We start from the raw sequence: 20,896 nt of genomic DNA on the forward strand, positions 1-20,896 counted from the left end.
GGTGGGGTGTTGTTTGGTCGCGTTCGGCTTCGCGTTCGTTGCGGGCAGGTGCCGTCCTCGTTCCTCGGACGGCCCCTACCCTCCACTGCCGCTCAGCCGAGCCGCTCCAGGACCATCGCCATGCCCTGGCCCCCGCCCACGCACATCGTCTCCAGGGCGAACTGCTTGTCGTGGAACTGGAGGCTGTTGATCAGCGTGGCCGTGATGCGCGCGCCCGTCATGCCGTACGGGTGGCCCACCGCGATCGCGCCGCCGTTGACGTTCAGCTTCTCCAGGTCGACGCCCAGATCCTGGTAGGACGGGATCACCTGGGCCGCGAACGCCTCGTTGATCTCCACCAGATCGATGTCGCCGATGGTCAGCCCGGCCCGCGCGAGGGCCTGCTTCGACGCCTCGACCGGGCCGTAGCCCATGATCTCGGGGGAGAGCGCCGAGACGCCGGTGGAGACGATCCGGGCCAGCGGGGTCAGCCCCAGCTCACGCGCCTTGGTGTCGCTCATGATCACCAGGGCCGCCGCGCCGTCGTTCAGCGGGCAGCAGTTTCCCGCGGTGATCAGGCCGTCCGGCCGGAAGACCGGCTTCAGGCCCTCCACGCCCTCCAGGGTGACCCCGGCGCGCGGGCCGTCGTCGCGGCTGACGACCGTACCGTCGGGGGTGGTCACCGGGGTGATCTCGCGCTCCCAGAAGCCCGCCGCGATGGCCGCCTCGGCGAGGTTCTGGGACCGTACGCCGAACTCGTCCATCTCGCGCCGGGTGACGCCCTTCAGCCGCGCCAGGTTCTCCGCGGTCTGGCCCATCGCGATGTACGGGTCGGGGAGCAGCCCGTCCTCGCGCGGATCGCGCCACGCGTCGACACCGCCCTCGGCGACCTTCGCAGTCCGGGCCTCCGCCTCGGCGAAGACCGGGTTCTTGGTGTCCGGGAGGCCGTCGGACGACCCCTTGGCGAACCGCGACACCATCTCCACGCCCGCCGAGACGAAGACATCGCCCTCACCGGCCTTGATCGCGTGCAGCGCCATCCGCGAAGTCTGCAGGGACGAGGAGCAGTAGCGGGTGACCGTACAGCCGGGGAGCCGGTCGAGGCCCATCCGTACGGCGACGATCCGGGCCAGGTTGTAGCCCTGCTCGCCACCGGGCAGACCGCAGCCCAGCATCAGATCGTCGATCTCGGCGGGGTCCAGGCCGGGGACCTTGTCCAGGGCCGCCTGGATGATCGTCGCGGTCAGATCGTCGGCCCTCAGATCCTTCAGAGAGCCCTTGAAGGCCCGGCCGATCGGGCTGCGGGCGGCGGAAACGATGACGGCTTCGGGCATCACGGCTCCTGGTGGAGGGGGTCGACTGGATGGAAGCTACCGTCAGGTAGCAGTGGGGTCACGGGTGCCGGAGTGTGATGGTCACCTCAATTCTAAGCGACCGCTCAGCCGGTTGTCCCCGGTCCTCTCCCGGCTGTGCCGACCGGTGCGTCCGGCCGCTGTCCCGCCTCGGCCGCCGTCGGCCGACCGCGCCGGGCGGCGGTGCGCGGCCCGATGCCGGGAAAGCGGTGCGGGGCCGATCGGTGCGGTGATTTCCCCCCGCCGCCCGTGCTGCCTTCCGCTTCGCGTTCCCCGGGTTCGTGATATCGCGTGATCCGTTGCCTCTCCCGGCGTGATGGGATGTGCTGTCCGTCGAATTGGTGCGGTCCGCCGCACCGAACCGATGGAGGGTGAATTAATGTCAACGCGTAATCGATTCGGGGTTTTCGCCGGTGCGGCCGCCATCGCGGCGACCACTTTGCTGACGGGGACGGGAACCGCCCAGGCCGAGCCGCTGCCCGCGCCGCCCACCGGGGTCACGTTCAGCACCATGAGCGACGTCAACGGCCTCCAGGTCGAGGCCCGGCGGAATGGTGTGCGGCTGGGCTGGGGCAAGTGGCGGCAGAACCCCGTATCGCTCGAAAACCTACCGGGCGACACGGTAATCTCCCGGAACCAGCGGACCGACGGAATTTATGTCAGGACGTATCTCGTCGACCGGGCGCATTCCGCTTCGACCAAGGGAAATGACGCCGAAGGATATGAGAACCATGTGAGCAAAAATCACACGGACGAGGGCGCCAGGGCCTGGATGAAGGTCTGTGTGGGCTATATCAGCAATGGGCACGAGACCTGCTCGGGCCAGTACGCGGTCACTATCTGACCCTTTCCGGCGTCCTGGCGGCGCCGGGAAGGACGCCCGGCCCGGTCCCGCGTGGGGGACCGGGCCGTTTCGGGCGGTTCCCGGCGTCGGGCGGCCGCTCAGCGGCGGTGCGCCCAAAAGCGCGGCTGACGTGCCGGAAGCCCGGAACCGTCCGGGGAATCCGGTGCCCCGGTGGTCCCCGGCGCGGTGCCCTCCGCCGATCCCCCGGCTCTCCGGACGCTCCCCGGGTGCCCGGCGCTGTCGGCGGTTTCCGGGGCCGCCCCGGGCTCCGAGTTCTCCCCGCCGTCAGGCTCCTCCGGGAGCCGGCGCCGCCGCCGGTGCTTGAGCAGCGCCCAGGGGGCCCGGGACGGGATGACCTCGGTACCCGCCTCGCGCGCCGCGGTGGCCGCCGCCTGGGCGACCGGGAGTACGGTCTCGTCCCGGGCCGCGTCCGGCCGGTCCGGCTCCGGCCAGAGGCCGAGCGCCGCGCAGAGCGTGGGGAGCATCGCCATCGCGGCGGTCGCGTACCCCTCCGCCGACGGGTGATAGTTGTCGACCGAGAACATCTCGCGGGGGTTCGCGGCGAACTCCGGGCCCAGCAGATCGCCCAGGGAGACCGTCCGGCCGCCCTGCTCCACCGTGACGATCGTCTGCGCCGCCGCGAGCTGGCGCGAGACCCGGCGGGCCAGCCAGCGCAGCGGCTGATAGACCGGCTCGATCGTGCCCAGGTCGGGGCAGGTGCCGACGACGACCTCCGCCCCGGCCGTACGCAGTCTGCGGACCGCCGCCGCCAGATGGCGGACGGACTCGGTGGGCGGCATCCGGTGGGTGACGTCATTCGCCCCGATCATGATCACGCAGACGTCGGGCAGCCGAGAGGTGTCCGACAGCAGCAGCGTCACCTGCCGGTCGAGATCGTCGGAGCGCGCACCCGAAAGGGCGACATTGACCACGTCCACCGGGCGCTCGGCGACCGCCGCGAGACCGGAGGCGAGCAGCGCCGCCGGGGTCTGCCCGGCCCGGCGCACGCCCTGACCGGCGGCCGTGGAGTCCCCGAGCACCCCCAGGAACAGCGGCCCGGTCCGGCCGAACGCCAGCCCGTACAGTCCGTCGCCGCGCGGCGGCAGGGGCGCGATCCCGCCACCGACGGACCGCTTCGCCAACTGGACCTCCGCCAGTACCAGCCCCAGGGCGGCCACCCCGGCCAGGCCGATGCCGCCACCGCCGTAGGCCGCGCCCGCGGCGATGCGCCGTGCCACTCTCGCTCCCGACACCGCCCACCTCCTGTCGTCAAGACCTAACTGCCCGGTAACCGGTATCGCCCAATCACAGGCCGGTGCGCATACGCTTTACCGCACCCTCCCCGGACCGCCCGGCACCCTCCCGCACCTCTCGCGTCTTTCGTACCTCCCGCACCTTCCGTGCGACCCTCGCAACCATCGAGGCCCCGCCTCACCACCGCGGCAGCAGGACCGAGACCATCGGAACCGGCACCTTTCAGACGGAGATCCCGGAGAACAATTGTGCGCTTTTACGACTCGATGATCAGCCTGGTCGGCAATACCCCATTGGTGAAGCTGAACCATGTGACCGAGGGGATCCAGGCGACCGTCCTGGCCAAGGTCGAGTACTTCAACCCCGGCGGCTCGGTGAAGGACCGGATCGCCGTGCGCATGATCGAGGCGGCGGAGGAGAGCGGCGCGCTGCTCCCCGGAGGCACGATCGTGGAGCCGACCAGCGGCAATACCGGGGTCGGACTGGCGATCGTGGCCCAGCGCAAGGGCTACAAGTGCATCTTCGTCTGCCCGGACAAGGTGTCCACCGACAAGATCAACGTACTGCGGGCCTACGGTGCCGAGGTCGTCGTCTGCCCCACGGCCGTCGACCCCGAGCACCCGGACTCGTACTACAACGTCTCCGACCGGCTGGTCCGGGAGACCCCGGGTGCCTGGAAGCCCGACCAGTACTCCAATCCGAACAATCCCCGCTCGCACTACGAGACCACCGGTCCCGAACTGTGGGACCAGACCGACGGGAAGATCACCCACTTCGTCGCGGGCGTCGGTACCGGCGGCACGATCTCCGGCACCGGCCGCTACCTCAAGGAGGTCAGCGACGGCCGGGTGCGGATCGTCGGCGCCGACCCCGAGGGCTCCGTCTACAGCGGCGGCTCCGGCCGCCCCTACCTGGTCGAGGGCGTCGGCGAGGACTTCTGGCCGACCGCGTACGACGCCTCCGTGACGGACGAGATCGTCGCCGTCTCGGACAAGGACTCCTTCCAGATGACCCGCCGCCTCGCCAAGGAGGAGGGGCTGCTGGTCGGTGGCTCCTGCGGAATGGCCGTCGTCGCGGCGCTCAAGGTCGCGGAAGGGCTCGGCCCCGACGACGTCGTGGTCGTCCTGCTGCCCGACAGCGGGCGCGGCTACCTCTCGAAGATCTTCAACGACGAATGGATGGCGGACTACGGTTTCCTGGAGGAAGCCGGGCCCGCCGCCTCCGTCGGCGACGTACTCCGGCACAAGGAACGCGGGAAGATCCCCAGCCTGGTCCATATGCACCCGGAGGAGACCGTCGGCGAGGCGATCGACGTCCTGCGGGAGTACGGCGTCTCCCAGATGCCGATCGTCAAGCCGGGCGCCGGGCACCCCGATGTGATGGCCGCCGAGGTCATCGGCTCCGTGGTCGAGCGGGAACTGCTCGGCGCGCTCTACACCGGGCGCGCCACCCTCGGCGACCCGCTGGAGAAGCATATGAGCGCACCCCTGCCGCAGGTCGGCTCGGGCGAGCCGGTCGCCGACCTGATGGCCGTACTCGGCGACACCGCGAGCGCGGCGGACGCGGCGATCGTCCTGGTGGAGGGGAAGCCCACGGGCGTCGTCAGCCGCCAGGACCTGCTGTCGTTCCTGGCGTCGGGCGCGAAGTAGCCCGCGCGGGCGGGACGGGGCTCCGCGGGTCCGCCGAGGCGGTGCCCGGCGCGGTGCCCCCACCCGCCGCCCGGTGGCCGGTCGCCGCGCCCGCGATACGTACCCCGGGGCGGTTCACAGGGACGGAACGCGGGTTTCACACAGCCGCAGCACCGGCTTAACACGGTGCGGGGAGAGTAGAGGTCGTCGGCGGGGCCCCGGCCAGGGGCACGGTCCCGCCGACACCCAGCCGGCGTCTTGGATCCTCCGGAGCGGCTCCCGGACCCGAAGACGCCAGGACGCGGCGGCGACCGGCCGGTGACGGACCGGGTCGTACGCGTCCCACGCGGGGACCGCCGACGTCCCGTCTCCGGACCGGCGGTCCGGAGGTGGCGGTCCCCGCGTCTCACCCCTACGCCCGGTGGCGGGAGCCCGTACGGCGTACCGGCTCATCGACCCACCGGCGCGCGACGGCACAACGGGTCCCGGGCCGCGCGGCTCACCAACGCGCGGCCCGGAAGTATCGGATATCCCGAACGTCCCGGACGGCCCCGGAAGGGGCGGGACCGGCCGGACGCGGGGCCGGGCCGGCGCTCACCCGGCCCGGCCCCGGCCCTCACACCTCCCAGTCGGAGTCCTGCTCCGACTTACGGCGCCGGACCCGGGCGAAGAACCCCTGGCCCCGGACCGCATGGACGAAATTCACCCCGACGATGCCGAGCCAGGTCACCAACAGGCCCTTGAAGCCGGCGTTGACCACGCCGATCGCGGTCAGCGGCACGGCCAGGATCATCGACAGGATCCCGAACCCGAACCGCTCGCCGAAGTTCGAGTCCTCCGGCTGAGCGGGTCGGGCACCCCGGGCCACCACCATCTGCTGCTCGGCCAGCTGACGGCGGACCCGACGGTCGACCGTGCCGTCCACGCGCTGCTCCACCTTCTCCAGGAAGGAGTCGACGAGTGCGGACTCGTACTCCTCACCCAGTTCGCGGCGCGCGTGCAGGGTCGCGTCGAGTTCTTTTCTGAGCTCAGGGTCGCGGGCTTCCATACCGGCAACGCTACGGGCCGGAACGCGCCACGTCAGTGGGGGTAACCCCCGGACTTCCCCTCAGGAAACCCGGGGGGCGATGGAGAGCCGCTGCTGAAGATGAGACGTGACACGCGTCTGACCTGGCCGCTGTTGCTTTGAGGAACGCCGCTATGGACGGTTGACTCCGCACGCGATGGTGTAGGCGACACCGTGCACCGATATGTCCCTTCTTGAGGAAGTGCGGATGTACGACCCGAACACTCGCCTACACGAGGGTGAGGTGGAGAGCGAAGGCGCCGAGGGCTTCCTTCTCGGGCGGGTAGATGTCACGGATCGCGGCGACGAGCTGGTCGTGGGCCATGTCCGGTCCGCCGATCGCGGCGGGGTCTTCGGCGTCCAGCATCGCGGCGAACGAGCCGTACTTCCGGATAGCGGTGATGCGGGTGGTCAGCTTCTCGTCCGCGCAGGCGATGGTCAGGGTGTCCCCGGCGGCCATTTTGCGGATCTTGGGGTAGCCCACGCGGACCTCGATGGTCTTCGCGCCGGAGGCGATCAGGTCGAAGTACGGCTTGCGGATGCTGAGGGAGTGCTCGGCCCTCTGCTGGTCGCCGGTCATGTCGCGTCTCCTTCGGGCTCAGGCTCTGGTAGTTGCGGACAGGGCAGGGCGGGCGGCCGCGTCGATGGTGGCCAGCCGTTCGGACAGACCCTCGACTGCTGCCTGGCGGGGGTAGTGGCGGGTGAGGTACGAGGTGAGGTCGCCGGCCCGGTGGCGTACGGAGTCGACGACGCGGGCGGAGTCGAGGGCCTGGTGGCCGAGGGCGACGGCGTCGTCGGGGTCGCCGAGGAGAGCATGGGCGAGGGCCATGTCGATGCGGGCGATGGCCTCCCGGCTGGGGGACCTCGATGCAGCAGGGGCAGCCTTGTAGGTTGCCAGGGCTTGTTCGGCGTGTCGGCGGGCTTCTTCGGCCTGGCCGAGCCAGATGAACGAGGTCGCCGGGTAGGAGGTGAGGGCGTAGTCGGCCAGCGGCAGTACGTCCATGCCGAAGCGGCGGGGCGAGCGGGGCGGCAGGAGCCCGTGGGCGTTCTGGGCTGCCCGGTAGGCGGTGGTGAAGCCGTCCGTGTCGCCGTCGGCGGCGGCCGCGCGGGCGGCCTGGGCGTGCAGGCGTACGGTCAGCGGATGGGTGGCCGGGGCCTCGATGAGGCCCTTGAGGGCGGCGTCGCGGGCCTTGCCGGGCCGTTGCTCGTACAGGTTGATGGAAGCCGAGGCGTCCATGGCCCACGCGCACAGCTGGCCGTGTCCGGCCTGCTGGCCGTGGACGAAGGCGTCGGTCGCGAACGCCAGGCCGGTACGGGCGTCGCCGAGGTCATGGGCGAGCCACGCCAAGAGCTCGGACAGCCAGCCGGCGAACGCCAGCAGTTCACGTTCCTGGCGGTGGGTGTGACGGCCTTTGAGGAGGGCGTCGACCTTGCGTCGGTAGTCCATCACCGCGTCGAAGACGGCCCGGGGCGGCTTGAGTGAGTACGCCCGGTTGAACTCGGTGACCGCGAGGTCGAGGTGGTCCAGGGTTCCCGAGCCGAGTGAGGTCGCCTCGGCCTGCCGGGTGAACTCCATGGCCTCGGCTGCGGCCTGCTGGAGGATCTGAGCTGCGGCGGCCGGGGAGGCCACGGCCAGTCCGGCGAGCTTGACCGCGTCTCGACGCTTCGTCGTCCCCACCTCCGTGCCGGTCTGCGGACCGGCACCTGTGCCGACCGCTGTCCCTTGGAGAAGTGTTCCATTCGGGCCGTCCCCGTTCCCAAGCGGATCGGCATCGTCCTGGGCAGGGGCAGGGGAGTAGTCGCGGGCGAAGCCCAGCTCGACGGGGTTGGTGGCCAGCAGGCGGCACAGCAGGTCCTGGTAGTCGGGGCTGGGCAGGCCGCCGGCCTCCCAGTCTTTCCAGGACCGTTCGGACAGCCCCATCTTGGCCAGGTTCTCGTCCTCGACGAACCGGTGGGCGGCGGCGACGGCCTGGACGACGGTCCACCCCATCGCGAGGCGGCGGCACTTGAGGCGGCGGTGACCGCAGTGGTCCTCGATCTGGGCCGCGATCCGCGCGATGAGGACCTGCGGCACCGGGTCGGGGGAGCCGGCCTCACCCAGGGCCCGTTCACGTAAGGCTTTGCCGCACGAGATGTCGTGGATCACTCGGGTCTGCGGCTTCGCCTGGGATTTCACTGGTCGCCTCCCCCGCGAGCACGATGCGGGCGCAGGTTGCGCCGCCTGTGCCGGCCATCGGTTGCTTGCCTGCCCCGGCAGGGGATCAAACCACCTGGCGAAGGCGGGTTCGCCGCCCGCAGGGTGCGGCCGTACCGCCCACGAGGGGCGGTTACCTCTCACTACCCGCGACGACGCAAGCAGATCACTCTGAATCCCGGCGCCGCGTCCGGCCGACGGACCCTTCGGCATCGGCCGACTTCCCTTCGGCGGTTGCGTCAGGGGCATCCGGCCGGACGCGCCGCGCCCTCCACCCCGTCCGCATGCCCCAGGCCCCGGCCCGGGGCGAAAGACCGAGAGGGATTCCATGGAAGACGCACAACCGACCGCTGCTCTGTCCGGGCAGATCGTCCGGCTCGACCGTCTGGACGGTTCGCTGATCGAGCGAATGCGGCACGAGGCCCTGACGGTCCCGGCGCCCTGGAAGGCCGAGTACGGCGATTTCCAGTCCGGCGGCTGGTGGACCACATCGCTGATGAACGCCTCCGGCGACGCCGCCGACGTCAGGATCGCCGACGGCGCCGCCCGCCCCACCGCCCTGCTGGAGCACATGCCCGCCACCGCCGGCCTGCTGACTGAACTGGGCCTGAACTACATGTGGGTGCGGCTCGCCCGGCTGGAGCCGAACGCGTTCCTGTGGGAACACCGTGACTACGACGAGCTCGACCAGGTCGAACGCCATCGTCTGCACATCCCGCTGCACACCAACTCCTCCGCGTTCCTGGTCACCGGCGGCACCAAGGTCCACATGGACGGTGGTCGGATCTGGCGGCTGACCCCGACCTACGCGCACGGGGTCTGCAACCTGCTCGGCCCGGACCGGATCCACCTGATCGCGGACGTCTACGCCGATGACGCCTACGCCCGCCTCGCCAAGAACGCGGACGAGCCGACCAAGGCAGAGCGTCTGCCGTCCGCGTCGGAAGCGGAGCTGGCCGAGCGGATCGCCGCCGCCCGGCGCCTGGCCGACCTCGGGTACGTGGAGGCCGCCGAACAACTGCTGCTGCGGCTGTTCTACTCCTACGCCCTCCCCGAGGGCACCGCCTACGACCTGATCGCCGGCCTGCACACCGCGCTCGGCGACAGCGAGGCCAACCGCCGCTGGACGGCCGCGAAGTCCAGGCTCCTCGCCCTCGTCCCGTGACCCGGCCCGCACCTGTCCGCGCCACCACCAGCCCGGAAGGACTCCCGCTCATGCCCACCGCACTGTCCTCGGCCCCGGCCGAACTGCACCTGGCCGAACTCACCGAGGCCAACCGGCCCGCCCAGCTGCCGCTGCTGACCCGCATCGCCGGCCTCCTGTCGGCCTCCCCGGCCGTCACCCACCTGTTGGTACGCGGCTCGCTCGCTTCCGGCACCGCCGACCGCCTCTCGGACGTCGACTTCGTCGTCGGCGTCCACGACCGCGACCTGCCCGCCTTCACCTCGGCCCTGAACGACCTGATGACGATCGCGGCCGGAGCCCTGTTGCCCGGCTGGCGCGACACCATCGTCGCGGACCTCGGCGGCATCGGGTTCGTCTTCCTCGTCCAGCACGAGGGCAAGCTCCAGCAGGTCGACCTCTACATCGCGCCCACCTCCCGGATCACCGCCCTGCGGCGCGAGGTGGGCGGCAAGATGCTGCTTCAGCGCCCCCCGGAAAAGATCACCACCCCCCAGATCGAGCAGGCCCGGACCCACGTGGCCGAGCTGACGGCCCGGCCGCGTTCGTGCACCGAGCTGCTGATCGAGCATCTGGTGCTGGCGGTGCTGCTGCACAAGCGCGTCCAGCGCGGGCAGCGGTTCGTCGCCTACGCCGAGTGGCACCTGCTGCACACCGCGACGAAGGACCTGATCAAGACCGCGCTCGCGCCGACGTCGCGGTTCTGGGGGTGGTACCAACTGCGTGAGGAGCTCGCGCTCACCCCGATCGGCCGGGCCTGCCTGGCCGACCTGGACGCCGCGATCACCTCCCCGGCCGTCCCGGACGCCGCCGATGTCAACGACGCCCTGGACCGGGTGATCGCGCTGACGACGAGGGCCTGCCCGAACGCCCTGGACGGCCTGGCGGACGCGATCACCGCCTACCGCACCTACTTGGAGCTGGCGTGAAGCCCCGGGCCAGCCGCCTCCCCGCCCCGGCCACCGGCCGGGACGGGGCCCGAGGCCCGCAGAAGACGGCGGTGTTCTTCGGAGGCGTGGTCCCCGCCTCCCCGGGCGAGGAACGCCTCGCCGAAGAGGTCGGCACGGCCCTGGCCGGGGCCGGGTTCGCGCTGCTGCACGGCGGCTACAACGGGCTGATGGAAGCCGCCGCCCAAGGTGCCGCGGCCAAGGGCGGCACGGTCACCGGTGTCACCCTCGCCGACAAGCACACTCAGTGGGGCGACTTCAACCCGTACGTCACCGACGAGGTTCACCTGCCCGACATCGGCGCCCGCCTCAACCACTACCTCGACTCGGCGGACCTGGTGGTCGCGATGGGTGGCGGGGTCGGCACCCTGCACGAGCTGACCGCCGCCCTCTACTACGCGGGCAACATCCGATCCGTTCCCGTCTGGATCACCGGTCCCACCGCACTGAAGCTGCTGGCCTTCCTGCGGCGCGAGAAGTGGCTGTTCGAGACGCCCACCCGGCCGCTTGGCTTCATCAGCCCGATCGCGTCGGCGGCCGCGTTCGCCACCCAGCTCCACTCCTTGACAGCCGAGAAGGAGGCCGGAGCATGACCGCCACCACCACCGCCACCCTGGCGGCCCGGGTAGCCGAGACGGCCTGCGTCGCCGACACATTCACTCTGGCCGACGGACAGGTACTGGACACGTACTTCGACGAGTACCGCCTGGCCGCCCACCCGCAGTTGCTGCACGACGTCGCCGACGCGATGGCCGCCCTCGTCCCCGGGGACGCCGAGGTACTGGCCGGGATCGAGCTCGGCGGTGTCCCTCTGGTCATCGCCCTGTCGGCCGTGACCGGGCTACCGGCCGCGTTCCTCAGGCGGCTGTCCAAGCGTTACGGCTCCAAGCGGCAGATCGAGGGCGCCGACGTCACCGGGCGGCGGGTCGTCCTGGTCGACGACGTGGTCCGCTCCGGCGGCCAGCTGCTGGCCATGACCCGCATACTGCGGGTCGCCGGAGCTCCGGTCACCCACGCGCTGTGCGTACTGGAACGTCCGCTCGGCGGACGACTGCTGCTGGACGAGCACGGTGTCGCCCTCCACCCGCTGCTGACCGAGGCCGACCTGCCCACCGCCAAGGGGGCGGCGTCGTGACGGGGGCGGTGCTGTTCGACATGGACGGGGTCCTGCTGGACAGCCGCCACGCGACGCTGGCCACCCTCGCCGGGATCGCTACCGCCGCCCTCGGGCGCCGCGTCACCGCCGCCGACCTGCCACCGGACGCACTCACCAACCCGCGAGTGGAGGTCCTGACCGGACTCGGCGTAGCCGAGGCGGACGAGCTCTGCGCGCTCTGGTGGGACCCGGCCCTGGCCACCGCCACCGGTACCGGTACCACCCTGTTCCCCGGGGTGCTGGAAGGGCTGACGGCGATCAAGGACGCCGGGATCGCGACGGGCCTGGTCACCCTGCAGACCCGCACCCGGCTGCCCTGGCTGCTGGCCCGTGCCGTCCTGGCACTGCTGGACGTGACCGTCTGCCGGGAAGACGCCGAGGCCAAACCCGCCCCGGACGGGCTCCTGCTCGCCCTGGGCAAGCTCGGTGCCGACCCGTTCGAGACGGCGTTCCTCGGCGACACCGTCGGGGACATCGCCGCCGCCCGCGCCGCAGGCATCACCCCGCTCGGGGCCGCGTGGGGCTATGCCGGACCCGCCGCCCTCAAGGCGGCCGGGGCCGCCGCTGTCCTGGACGATCCGATCCGGATCGGGCCCGGCCTGCTTGACTTCACGTCCTGCCCGAGGACCGGGCTCACGGCGACGACACGCACACGCTGAGCGACCTTGACTCCCGACCCGCTACAGTCGTTGGAGCAGCAGACAGGACAGCACCTCTGGTGATCTGCTGCACCACCGATGTGATCAACGGATCTGGAGTCAAGGTGCGGCCCATGGGGGCGCGAGCTATCCGCGTCGAGCCGGAGAACTGAGAACCCTCTCAGTCCCTAGTTCTCGGCCCGGCTCGGCGTGTGATCTCCCCTCCCACCTTCCGTGACTCCTCCGTGAGGCCATCCAGCCATGCGCTCGACGCAGATCCGTCAGACCTTCACCGACTACTTCACCTCCCGCGGCCATCAGCCGGTCCCCTCCAGCCCGCTGGTCCCGGACGACCCGACCCTGCTGCTTGCCAATGCCGGGATGAACCAGTTCAAGCCCTACTTCCTGGGTGAGACCACCCCACCCTTCCCCCGCGCGACCAGCATCCAGAAGTGCGCCCGCACCTCCGACATCGACAACGTCGGCCGTACCAACCGGCACGCGACGTTCTTCGAGATGATGGGCAACTTCTCCTTCGGCGACTACTTCAAGGAGGACGCCATCGCCTTCGCCTGGGAGCTGCTGACCCAGGGGTACGGGCTGGAGAAGGACAAGCTCTGGATCACCGTCTTCGAGAACGACGACGAGGCCGAGCACATCTGGCGCCGCATCGGCGTCCCCGCCTCCCGCATCCAGCGCCTGGGCATGGAGGACAACTACTGGTCCATGGGCGTCCCCGGCCCCTGCGGACCGTGCTCGGAGGTCAACTACGATCGCGGCCCCGCCTTCGGCAAGGAGGGCGGCCCCGCTGTCGACGGCGAACGCTACGTCGAGATCTGGAACCTGGTCTTCATGCAGTTCCAGCGCGGCGAAGGAGACAAGAAGGGCAACTTCCCCGTGCTCGGCGAGCTCGCCCGCAAGGGCGTCGACACCGGCCTCGGCCTGGACCGGCTCGCCGCCATCCTTCAGGACGCCCCGAACGTCTGCACCACCGACCTGCTCCTGCCCACCTTCCACACCGTCCAGGACCTCGCCGGACGGGCCTGCCCGGACGAGGGCGAGGAGAAGGTGTCCTTCCAGGTCGTCACCGAGCACGCCCGCTCCATCGCCTTCCTGATCGCCGACGGCGTCCTGCCCGCCAAGGACGGCCGCGGCTACGTCCTGCGGCGCCTGATGCGCCGCGCGATCCGCCACGCGCGTCTGCTCGGCATCGACGGCCCAGTCCTGCCCGCCGCCACCGCCTCGGTGATCGGCAACCTCGGCAGCGTCTGGCCAGAGCTGACCACACAGGCAGCGCTGATCGAGCAGGTCGTCACCGCTGAGGAAGGGTCCTTCACCCGCACCCTCGCCCAGGGCACGAGGCTGCTGGACGCCGCGATCAGCCGCACCCGGCACAGCGGCTCGGCCGCCCTGCCCGGCGAGACCGCGTTCGAGCTCGCCGACACCTACGGATTCCCTCTGGAGCTGACCGTCGAGGCCGCCCGCGACGCCGGGCTGACCGTCGACGAGGATCGCTTCGCGGCGCTCCTGAACGAGCAGAGGAAGCGCGCGAAGGACGGAGGCAAGGCCAAGACCGCCGAGGCCCTAAGGAAGATGGACACCTACCGCGAGCTGGCCGCGCGCCTGCCCAGGACCGAGTTCCTCGGCTACGAGCACCTGACAGCGGAGGCCACCGTCACCGGCCTCATCTCCGGTGGCACCGTCGTCACCGCCGCCGGGCAAGGAACCGAGGCCGAGCTCGTGCTGGACCGCTCGCCTTTCTACGCCGAGGCCGGCGGCCAGATCGGCGACACCGGCACCTTGGATCTCACCGACGGCACCCGCCTGCAGATCACCGACACCCGCTACGGCCTGGAAGGCTTCCGCGTCCACACCGCCCGCGTGATCGAAGGCGAGCTGACCACCGGGGCCAGCGGCGAAGCCGTCGTGGACGCCGAACGCCGGGCCGGCCTGATGCGGTCACACTCCGCCACCCACATCCTGCATGCCGTCGTCATGGCCACCCTCGGCGAGCACGCCCGCCAGCAGGGCTCCCTCGTCGAGCCCGACCGGCTCCGCTTCGACTTCGCCCACTTCACCGCCCTCACCCCCGACCAGCTCCACCAGATCGAGCAGGCCGTCAACGGCCACGTCCTCGACGACCCGGCCGTGCGGGCCTGGTACGCCGACCGCGCCGAAGCCGAGGCCGCCGGTGCCATCGCCCTGTTCGGAGAGAAGTACGGTGACACCATCCGCATCGTCGACATCGGCGACTTCTCCCGCGAGCTCTGCGGCGGCACCCACGTCGCCCACGGCTCCCAGGTCGGCGCCTTCCGCCTCCTGTCCGAATCCTCGATCGGCTCCAACCTCCGCCGCGTCGAAGCCCTCACCGGCCACGGCACCCTCCGCCACCAGGGCACCGAACGGCGCCTGCTGAACGAACTCGCCAGCCTCCTCGGCACCCGCCCCGCCGACGCCCCCGGGGCCTTGAACCAGCGGCTGGAAGTCCTCGCCGCCGCCCAGGCCGAGCTGGGACAACTGCGGGCCGCCGAACTGCGCTCCCAGGCCGTACAGCTTGCCGGTACAGTCCGCCCCGCCGATGGCGGACAGCTCGTCGCCCAGAGGGTCACCGGCGTCACGCCGGACGAGCTGCGGCAGCTGGCCTCCGAAACCCTGGCCCAGCTGCCCTCCGGCCCCACGGCCGTGATTCTGGCTCTGGAGCATTCCGGCAAGGCTCTGCTCGTCGCGGCCATCACACCTCACCTGCTCGGCCGCGGCATCCAAGCCTCCCAGGTCATCGCTCGCGCCGCGAAGACCGTCGGCGGCGGAGGCGGCGGCACCGGCGCCCTCGCCAGCGCGGGCGGACGCCGCCCCGAATACCTCGACCAGGCCCTCACCGCCGCCACGGAGGACGCCACCGCTCTCCTGACCCAGTGACATACACGCGCCGCCCGTGAACTTCCATCGGACTTCACCTTCACCAGCACGGTGAAGTCCGGTGCCATCGACTTCGACGTACTTGACTGATCACCTGAGCAACGGATAGTGGCGTGGTCCTCTCCAGGGGATGTTGGGGAGGGGCACGCCACATTCCCCCGGCTCCCAGCACAGGGCGTAGGTCATCATCATCCGACAGATCTGTCGGTGGGCTGCCGTAGCGTGGAGTGCATGGCCCTGAGTACCGATGAACGTGACCTGTTGCGGAGGATCGCCGACTCGCCGGAGCCGGTGGCCCTCCGGGTCCTGGAGGCGCACGCGTGACGTCCCCTGAGGCCCGGGCGCTGCCCGGCCCGGTCAGCTCGATCCGTCTCACCTACAGGAGCAGGGCTGGTGGGACACCGGCGCGGACGAGCCGGAGATCTGGCACGTGGCCGCCGACCTGTACGACTGGGAAGCCGAACGTAACGTAGAGCACGTCGGCGGCTTCGAGTTCTACCGCGCCGACCCCTATGCCACCCGCGACCTGTTCGGCGTTCTCGACGGTTCCGACGGCGACGTCGGCGTGATCGCCGAGTCGATCCTGAACCCGGCTACCGGGCACTTCCGAGACGACTTGGACGAGTACGCCGAGCCGTTCGGGTCGGGCATGCTCCTGCTCAACTCCGCGCAGTTGGAGCGTCCGTGGCGGGGGTTCGGCGTCGGAGCGGTGCTGGCGGGCAAGGCCATCGCACGGCTGGGGGCCGGCGCCCGTGGGGCCGCCTGCTACCCGTCCCCGCTGGACCGGGCCGGACTTGAGGACGCCGCCGCCCGTGACCGCGCCGTCAGCGCCCTGCAACGCACGTGGACAAGTCTGGGGTTTCGCCCCTACCGCGGCGATGGTGTCTACATCCTGAACCTCGCCACCACAGCCCTGAGCGAGGCGCTGCCGGTGCTGATCGACCGTGTCGAGGCGCTGCCGCAGCCCGACCGTCAGGAGTGGGAGGCGGGAATCGACCAGGGTGCGTCCAGGGTGTGACGGGTCCGCCGGGGCGAACGGGAGCGAACCGGCGCCGACCGGTCAGTCAGCTGTAGGGCCATGCCCGAGGTGCCGCCGTCCGAACCACATCATCGGAAGGCGGCCGCGTATCCGCGGCAACCTCCTGCCGTCGCCTTCGGCGATTTCCGTCGCACCGGCCGGAACCGGACAGTCTGCATATAGTCATGCAGAGTCCCGGGTGGCTGAATAGGGTGGGGAGTCCCGGCGCCCACCGCTCGCGTCCGGGCGTGGCGCCCGAGCGGCAGCAGGAGGACCAGGCATGACGGACAGCCCCGCCGCGCGGCTGCAACAGCTCTTCGAGGGGCACCGGCTCACCCCCACCCAGCGGCGGATCGCGCACAGCATGGTGCGCCGCGCCGCCGACGTGCCCTTTCTGTCGAGCGTCGAGCTGGCCCAGGTCGCCGGGGTCAGCCAGCCCTCGGTCACCCGGTTCGCCGTCGCCCTCGGCTTCGACGGCTACCCGGCGCTCCGCCGCCATCTGCGGGAAGTCGTCCCGCCCGGCGACGCACCCGCCGGAGCCGACCTCAACGAATACCAGCAGGCCGTCGGGGCCGAGATCGAGAATCTGCGGCGGCTCGGCGAAATCCTCGCCGACCCCGCGCCGGTGATCCGCGCGGCCCGGCTGCTCGCCGCCTCCCGGCCGCTGCCCGTACTCGGGCTGCGGGCCGCCGCCGCGCAGGCGCGCGGCTTCGCCTATTTCGCGGGCAAGGTCCACCCCGACGTCCGCCTCCTCGACGAGGGCGGCAGCCTGCTCGCCGACCGGATCGACGACGCCCGGCACTCCGGTGCCACCGCCCTGCTCTGCTTCGCCCTGCCCCGGCACCCCCGTGAGGTCGTCGAAGCCCTCGGCTGGGCCAGGGACGCCGGGCTGACCGTGATCACCGTCGCCGACTCCGCCTTCGCGCCGGTCGCCGCCGCGAGCGATCTGCTGATCCCCGCCGCCGTGGGCACCGGGCTCTCCTTCGACACCGCGTGCGCGCCGATGCTGCTGGGCCGGGTACTGCTGGAGGCCATGTGCGACGAACTGCCGGACGCGCAGGCACGGCTCGAGGAGTTCGACGCGAGGGCCGTGGCCAGGGGGCTGTTCGCCGAGTAGCGGGCGGCTGCGCGGGGGCCGGGCGGCGGTTGTCCACAGGTGGTGCCGTTCTCAGACGGCGCTCAGAAAACGCCGCTAACCTGCCCGGGACGGGGACGTCATCGATGACCGGTACGCGGAAGGAGCGGGCGTGGGGCGCGGGGCGCATTCGCTGGCGAGAGTGGCGGTGGTGGTACGGGCGGGCGCGGCCCCCCTGTGGTGGCTCGGACTCCTGGGCGCCGCCGTGGGCGCCCTCGTGCCGGGGCTGACCGGCCGCCGGATCGGGCTGCTCACCGGGGCCGCCCTGTTCATCGTGGCGCTCGCCGTCACCTCCGTCGTACGCCGCCGCCGCTACACCCACTTCGCGGACACCGCGACCCGGGCCGGGCGCGGCGACGTCCTCCAGGACCGGGCCGTGACGCTGCGGCTCCGCCGCAAGGCCCTGCGCTGGTGGCTGGTCGGCGCCTTCGCGATAGCAGTCGTCAGCTCCTTCGCCCTGCCCGGCGCGATAGGTCTGGCACTGGCCGGAGTGGGCGCCGGGCTCTGGGCGAAGGCGCTCTGGCTCGGCCGCCGGGAGCGCGATACGGAGCAACTGCTGTGGCTCCGTACGGACTGGACCGGACGGGGTGCCGTCGGCGAGCCCGTCAAGGGGTTCCGTACGACCGGCGTCGCGGCGGGCGACGCGGCGCTCGGCGGGGGCCGTCGCCGCCGCTGACCTCCGGTCGGGGTGCGCCGCCCTTTTCTTGACCGGCCGCCCTGGAGACCCCCTTCCCGGAGGCCCTGTGCCTTCGGCAATGGGGGGACCCCCAGCGCCTTGGTCCTTAGGGTGAGGCCCACGCCACCCGCCCAGCCGGGCGAGCCAGTCGGGCGACCGCGCGCCGCCTGTGGCTTGTCGCGCAGTTCCGCCCCCTGTGCCTTCGGCAATGGGGGGACCCCCAGCGTCTTGGTCCTTAGGGTGAGGCCCACGCCACCCGCCCAGCCGGGCGAGCCAGTCGGGCGACCGCGCGCCGCCCGTGGTTGCTCGCGCAGTTCCCCGCGCCCCTAAATGCTCTCCCCGACCCGGTCATGAAGCGGGCGCAGGGGGTCCGGAAGGTCCCGCCCGGGGGTCAGCAGGCTAGGCAGGGGATTGAGAGGGGGGACGCCGTGCCCCCGGGGAGGACGATGCGGACTCCCAGTGCGCCGCACTGGGTGCACGGCATCCGGGTGCGGCAGCGGAAGGCGAGTACGACCTCCCGGTCGACATGGGCCGCCAGTTCGGTGTAGCGGGGGTCGACCCAGTCGGCTGAGTGGCCGTTGAGGTTTTCGCCGGTCGTCATCGCGGGGGTTCTCCTCGGGGTGGTGCTCGGTGGTACGGGCCGTCAGGCGCCGAGGTGGGGGCGCGGGCGGAGGCGGGCGGTGGGGCCGTCGACGAGGTCGCCGATCCGGGCGCCCGAGCGGCGGGCCTCCAGATGGAGCCGGTCGATGTTGACCCGGGGGCCCGCGAGCAGGGTCAGTACGGTCTGGGAGCCCGCCGCGTAGGCGGCGACGTACCCCCGTTCGCCCCGGACGAGCAGTTCCTGGAAGCGGCCCTGGCCGCCCGCTTCCGAGAGCCGGACGCAGACCCCGAGGGCGACGGCGGTCAGGGCCGCCACGCCTTCCGGGTTACCGGCATCGGCGCCGAGCACCAGTCCGTTGGTGCCTGCCGCGAGGACGCCGGTCAGCTGCGGCATCCGCTTTCTCAGGCGCTTGAGTTCGGCGAGTACGTTCTCCTCGGCCGCCACCACTTGCCTCCTCCCCGCGCGCGGGTCCCCGCGTCGCGGCCCGGTCGTACGGCGGTGACGAGCAGGCTACGCAACGTGGCGGCATGCGGAAGGAGTTACTGGCATTTTCCGGCGGAACATGCCACCGGCCCGGTACAGTGCCCCGCCCCGAGACGGCCGGCCCGGCGGCGGATCAGTGGCCGGTCAGTGGCCGATCACTGCTCCAGCAGCGCGTCCGCCCGGTCGCCGCCGGACTCCGCCACGATCTCCGCCACCGTCTGTGCTGCCCGGACGGTGGCGAACGACACCTCGGACCCGCCGCCGGACGCGGTGTCGGATCCGGTGTCGGCCGGTGCCGTCCGGAAGCCGTACACCGCGGGCCGGGGCAGGCTGTTGTAGCCGAAGTGGTTGGAGAAGTAGTACGCGCCCGTGTCCAGCGCCGCGACCACATCGCCCTCGGCCAGCGGCGGCAACGGCCGGGCCCGCGCCAGCAGATCGCCCGCGAAGCACGCCGGTCCCGCCACGTCCTGGACCACCGGGGCGCCCCGCTTCGGCCGCCCCGACGCGTCGTACGCCGCGATCCGCAGCGGCCAGGACTTCGGGTCGTACACGGTTCTGGTCGCCACCTGGACCCCGGCGTGGGTGAGGGCGATCGGCCGCCCGCCGGACACCTTCGCGTACTCGACCCGGGTCAGGATCAGGCCGTGCTTGGCCAGCAGGGACCGGCCGAACTCGGTGACCAGGCCGTACCGTCCGTCGAGCAGCCCGGGGACCCGCTCCTTCAGCAGCCGCGCGTACTCCGCGTACGTCGGCGTCTCCTCGTCCGAGCCGAAGTTCACCGGCAGTCCGCCGCCGATGTCGACGGTGTCGATCTGCCGCCGCCCGGCCGCCGCGTTGATCTCCTCGGCCAGTTCGTAGACCTCGCGTACGCCCTCGGCCATCCGCTCGGGCGGTACGCCCTGGGAACCCGAGTGGGTGTGCAGCCGGGTCAGCCACGGCCGGTCCAGACAGAGCCGGACCAGGGCCGCCCGCGCGCCCTCGTCGCGGAGCGCGAAGCCGAATTTGGAGGTGGCGGTCGCCGTCGAGAGCGCGCTGATCGCGCCCCCACCGACCTGCGCGTTCACCCGGAGTCCGAGCCGGGAATCGGTGGGTCCGGCGGCCAGCAGGGCGTCCAGTCTGGCGACTTCGGCCGGGTTGTCGGCATTGACCGCGATCCCCAGCCTCAAAGCCTCGCGCAGTTCGCCGGGGGTCTTCGCGGGGGAGTCCAGCACGATCCGGCCGGCCGGTATCCCGGCGGCCCCGGCGAGGGCCAGCTCACCGGGGCTGGCCACCTCGGCGCCCACACCGGCGGCGTTCAGCAGGGCCAGTACGGGGACGAGCGGCGCGGCCTTCACGGCGAAGGCGTGCAGGACGGGCGCGTCGGTGACGGCCGCGAAGGCCGAGTGGAGGGCGGCGGCCGAGGACCGGATCCCGGCCGTGTCGAGGAGGGCGACGACCGGCTCCTCCTCGGTGAGCAGGCCCTGTTCGACGGCGGCGCGGACGGCGGCGTCCCGGCGGCGGGCCCGGTCGAGCGCGGCGGGCGACGTGGCGGCAAGTGACCCGGCGATGTCCGACCCGGGACCGGTCGCCCCGGGCGCGTGCGGCGCATCCGGCCCGCCGGATCCGTCCCGTACGTCCTGTCCGTCCCGGCCGTCGTGACCCGGCTGCCCGTCCCGTCCTTCGAGAGTCATATGGCCCAGCCAATCATCCGGTGCCGTCCCGGCGCGAGTGTTGACTAGTCCTATTCATGAGATCAGGATGTGAATAGTTCGAGTCGGCGCGTGGTCGCGCGCCCGCACTCGGACGGCCGCCGCGAACGCCGAGGACGCCGTAACGAGGAGGGCACA

Annotated in this window: 19 protein-coding genes; 11 read left to right on the plus strand and 8 right to left on the minus strand. The window is 71.7% G+C overall.

Translation table 11 applies throughout. From position 1 onward, the window contains the following. Positions 1 to 92 precede the first annotated feature (92 nt). Positions 93 to 1,313 (minus strand): acetyl-CoA C-acetyltransferase, encoded by a 1,221-nt coding sequence (locus AB0G74_RS04495; RefSeq protein ID WP_361140628.1) that lies wholly within the window; start codon positions 1,311 to 1,313, stop codon positions 93 to 95. Positions 1,314 to 1,710: 397 nt separating this feature from the next. Here AB0G74_RS04495 and AB0G74_RS04500 point away from each other — a divergent pair, with 397 nt between their 5' ends. Beyond that, the gene (locus AB0G74_RS04500) at positions 1,711 to 2,175 is read left to right on the plus strand and encodes a hypothetical protein (RefSeq protein ID WP_361140631.1); all 465 of its coding nucleotides are present in this window, start codon (positions 1,711 to 1,713) and stop codon (positions 2,173 to 2,175) included. A 98-nt stretch (positions 2,176 to 2,273) separates the two neighbouring features. Here the strand turns inward: AB0G74_RS04500 and AB0G74_RS04505 are convergent, their stop codons facing one another. Next, positions 2,274 to 3,413, minus strand: a complete 1,140-nt coding sequence (locus AB0G74_RS04505; protein WP_361140634.1) for an SGNH/GDSL hydrolase family protein — start codon at positions 3,411 to 3,413, stop codon at positions 2,274 to 2,276. A gap of 264 nt (positions 3,414 to 3,677) precedes the next feature. Between AB0G74_RS04505 and AB0G74_RS04510 the strand changes: the two genes are divergently transcribed. After that, positions 3,678 to 5,078 (plus strand): cystathionine beta-synthase, encoded by a 1,401-nt coding sequence (locus AB0G74_RS04510; protein WP_361140637.1) that lies wholly within the window; start codon positions 3,678 to 3,680, stop codon positions 5,076 to 5,078. 595 nt (positions 5,079 to 5,673) lie between these two features. On the opposite strand, the gene AB0G74_RS04515 is transcribed toward AB0G74_RS04510, so the two are convergent. The 3 genes from AB0G74_RS04515 to AB0G74_RS04525 form a co-directional block, all read right to left on the minus strand. Next, complete coding sequence (locus AB0G74_RS04515; protein WP_361140639.1) at positions 5,674 to 6,105, minus strand: hypothetical protein; 432 nt, start codon at positions 6,103 to 6,105, stop codon at positions 5,674 to 5,676. 247 nt (positions 6,106 to 6,352) lie between these two features. Then, positions 6,353 to 6,703: an ASCH domain-containing protein gene (locus AB0G74_RS04520; RefSeq protein WP_361140642.1), complete on the minus strand. Its 351-nt coding sequence runs from the start codon at positions 6,701 to 6,703 to the stop codon at positions 6,353 to 6,355. Positions 6,704 to 6,721: 18 nt separating this feature from the next. Then, a complete protein-coding gene (locus AB0G74_RS04525) occupies positions 6,722 to 8,299 on the minus strand; it encodes a tetratricopeptide repeat protein (protein ID WP_361140644.1) in 1,578 nt (525 codons plus the stop codon). Between the two features lie 346 nt (positions 8,300 to 8,645). Between AB0G74_RS04525 and AB0G74_RS04530 the strand changes: the two genes are divergently transcribed. The 9 genes from AB0G74_RS04530 to AB0G74_RS04570 all read left to right on the plus strand — a co-directional run bounded on the left by AB0G74_RS04530 (position 8,646) and on the right by AB0G74_RS04570 (position 17,986). Further along, a complete protein-coding gene (locus AB0G74_RS04530) occupies positions 8,646 to 9,482 on the plus strand; it encodes an aspartyl/asparaginyl beta-hydroxylase domain-containing protein (RefSeq protein WP_361140646.1) in 837 nt (278 codons plus the stop codon). Between the two features lie 50 nt (positions 9,483 to 9,532). Then, positions 9,533 to 10,429 (plus strand): hypothetical protein, encoded by an 897-nt coding sequence (locus AB0G74_RS04535; RefSeq protein ID WP_361140648.1) that lies wholly within the window; start codon positions 9,533 to 9,535, stop codon positions 10,427 to 10,429. Then, on the plus strand, positions 10,426 to 11,040 hold the full coding sequence (locus AB0G74_RS04540) for an LOG family protein (protein WP_361140651.1): 615 nt from the start codon (positions 10,426 to 10,428) through the stop codon (positions 11,038 to 11,040). The genes AB0G74_RS04535 and AB0G74_RS04540 overlap by 4 nt, the downstream gene beginning before the upstream one ends. Beyond that, complete coding sequence (locus AB0G74_RS04545) at positions 11,037 to 11,582, plus strand: phosphoribosyltransferase family protein (RefSeq protein WP_361140654.1); 546 nt, start codon at positions 11,037 to 11,039, stop codon at positions 11,580 to 11,582. The genes AB0G74_RS04540 and AB0G74_RS04545 overlap by 4 nt, the downstream gene beginning before the upstream one ends. After that, the gene (locus AB0G74_RS04550; RefSeq protein ID WP_361140656.1) at positions 11,579 to 12,262 is read left to right on the plus strand and encodes an HAD-IA family hydrolase; all 684 of its coding nucleotides are present in this window, start codon (positions 11,579 to 11,581) and stop codon (positions 12,260 to 12,262) included. Before AB0G74_RS04545 ends, AB0G74_RS04550 begins: the two co-directional genes overlap by 4 nt. 240 nt (positions 12,263 to 12,502) lie before the next feature. Then, on the plus strand, positions 12,503 to 15,157 hold the full coding sequence (gene alaS, locus AB0G74_RS04555; RefSeq protein ID WP_361140659.1) for an alanine--tRNA ligase: 2,655 nt from the start codon (positions 12,503 to 12,505) through the stop codon (positions 15,155 to 15,157). Positions 15,158 to 15,587: 430 nt separating this feature from the next. After that, a complete protein-coding gene (locus AB0G74_RS04560) occupies positions 15,588 to 16,175 on the plus strand; it encodes a hypothetical protein (RefSeq protein WP_361140662.1) in 588 nt (195 codons plus the stop codon). Positions 16,176 to 16,455: 280 nt separating this feature from the next. Further along, positions 16,456 to 17,292 (plus strand): MurR/RpiR family transcriptional regulator, encoded by an 837-nt coding sequence (locus AB0G74_RS04565; protein ID WP_361140664.1) that lies wholly within the window; start codon positions 16,456 to 16,458, stop codon positions 17,290 to 17,292. A gap of 130 nt (positions 17,293 to 17,422) precedes the next feature. Then, positions 17,423 to 17,986: a hypothetical protein gene (locus tag AB0G74_RS04570; protein ID WP_361140667.1), complete on the plus strand. Its 564-nt coding sequence runs from the start codon at positions 17,423 to 17,425 to the stop codon at positions 17,984 to 17,986. A gap of 391 nt (positions 17,987 to 18,377) precedes the next feature. On the opposite strand, the gene AB0G74_RS04575 is transcribed toward AB0G74_RS04570, so the two are convergent. The 3 genes from AB0G74_RS04575 to AB0G74_RS04585 all read right to left on the minus strand — a co-directional run bounded on the left by AB0G74_RS04575 (position 18,378) and on the right by AB0G74_RS04585 (position 20,740). Continuing rightward, complete coding sequence (locus tag AB0G74_RS04575; RefSeq protein WP_361140669.1) at positions 18,378 to 18,587, minus strand: hypothetical protein; 210 nt, start codon at positions 18,585 to 18,587, stop codon at positions 18,378 to 18,380. A gap of 42 nt (positions 18,588 to 18,629) precedes the next feature. Beyond that, positions 18,630 to 19,031 (minus strand): roadblock/LC7 domain-containing protein, encoded by a 402-nt coding sequence (locus AB0G74_RS04580; RefSeq protein ID WP_361140672.1) that lies wholly within the window; start codon positions 19,029 to 19,031, stop codon positions 18,630 to 18,632. Positions 19,032 to 19,225: 194 nt separating this feature from the next. After that, positions 19,226 to 20,740, minus strand: coding sequence for a diaminopimelate decarboxylase (locus AB0G74_RS04585; protein WP_361140674.1), 1,515 nt, complete (start codon positions 20,738 to 20,740; stop codon positions 19,226 to 19,228). Between the last annotated feature and the right edge of the window lie 156 nt (positions 20,741 to 20,896).

Origin of the sequence: Streptomyces sp. NPDC020875 (assembly GCF_040641415.1) — a bacterium.
Taxonomy (GTDB): Bacteria; Actinomycetota; Actinomycetes; order Streptomycetales; family Streptomycetaceae; genus Streptomyces.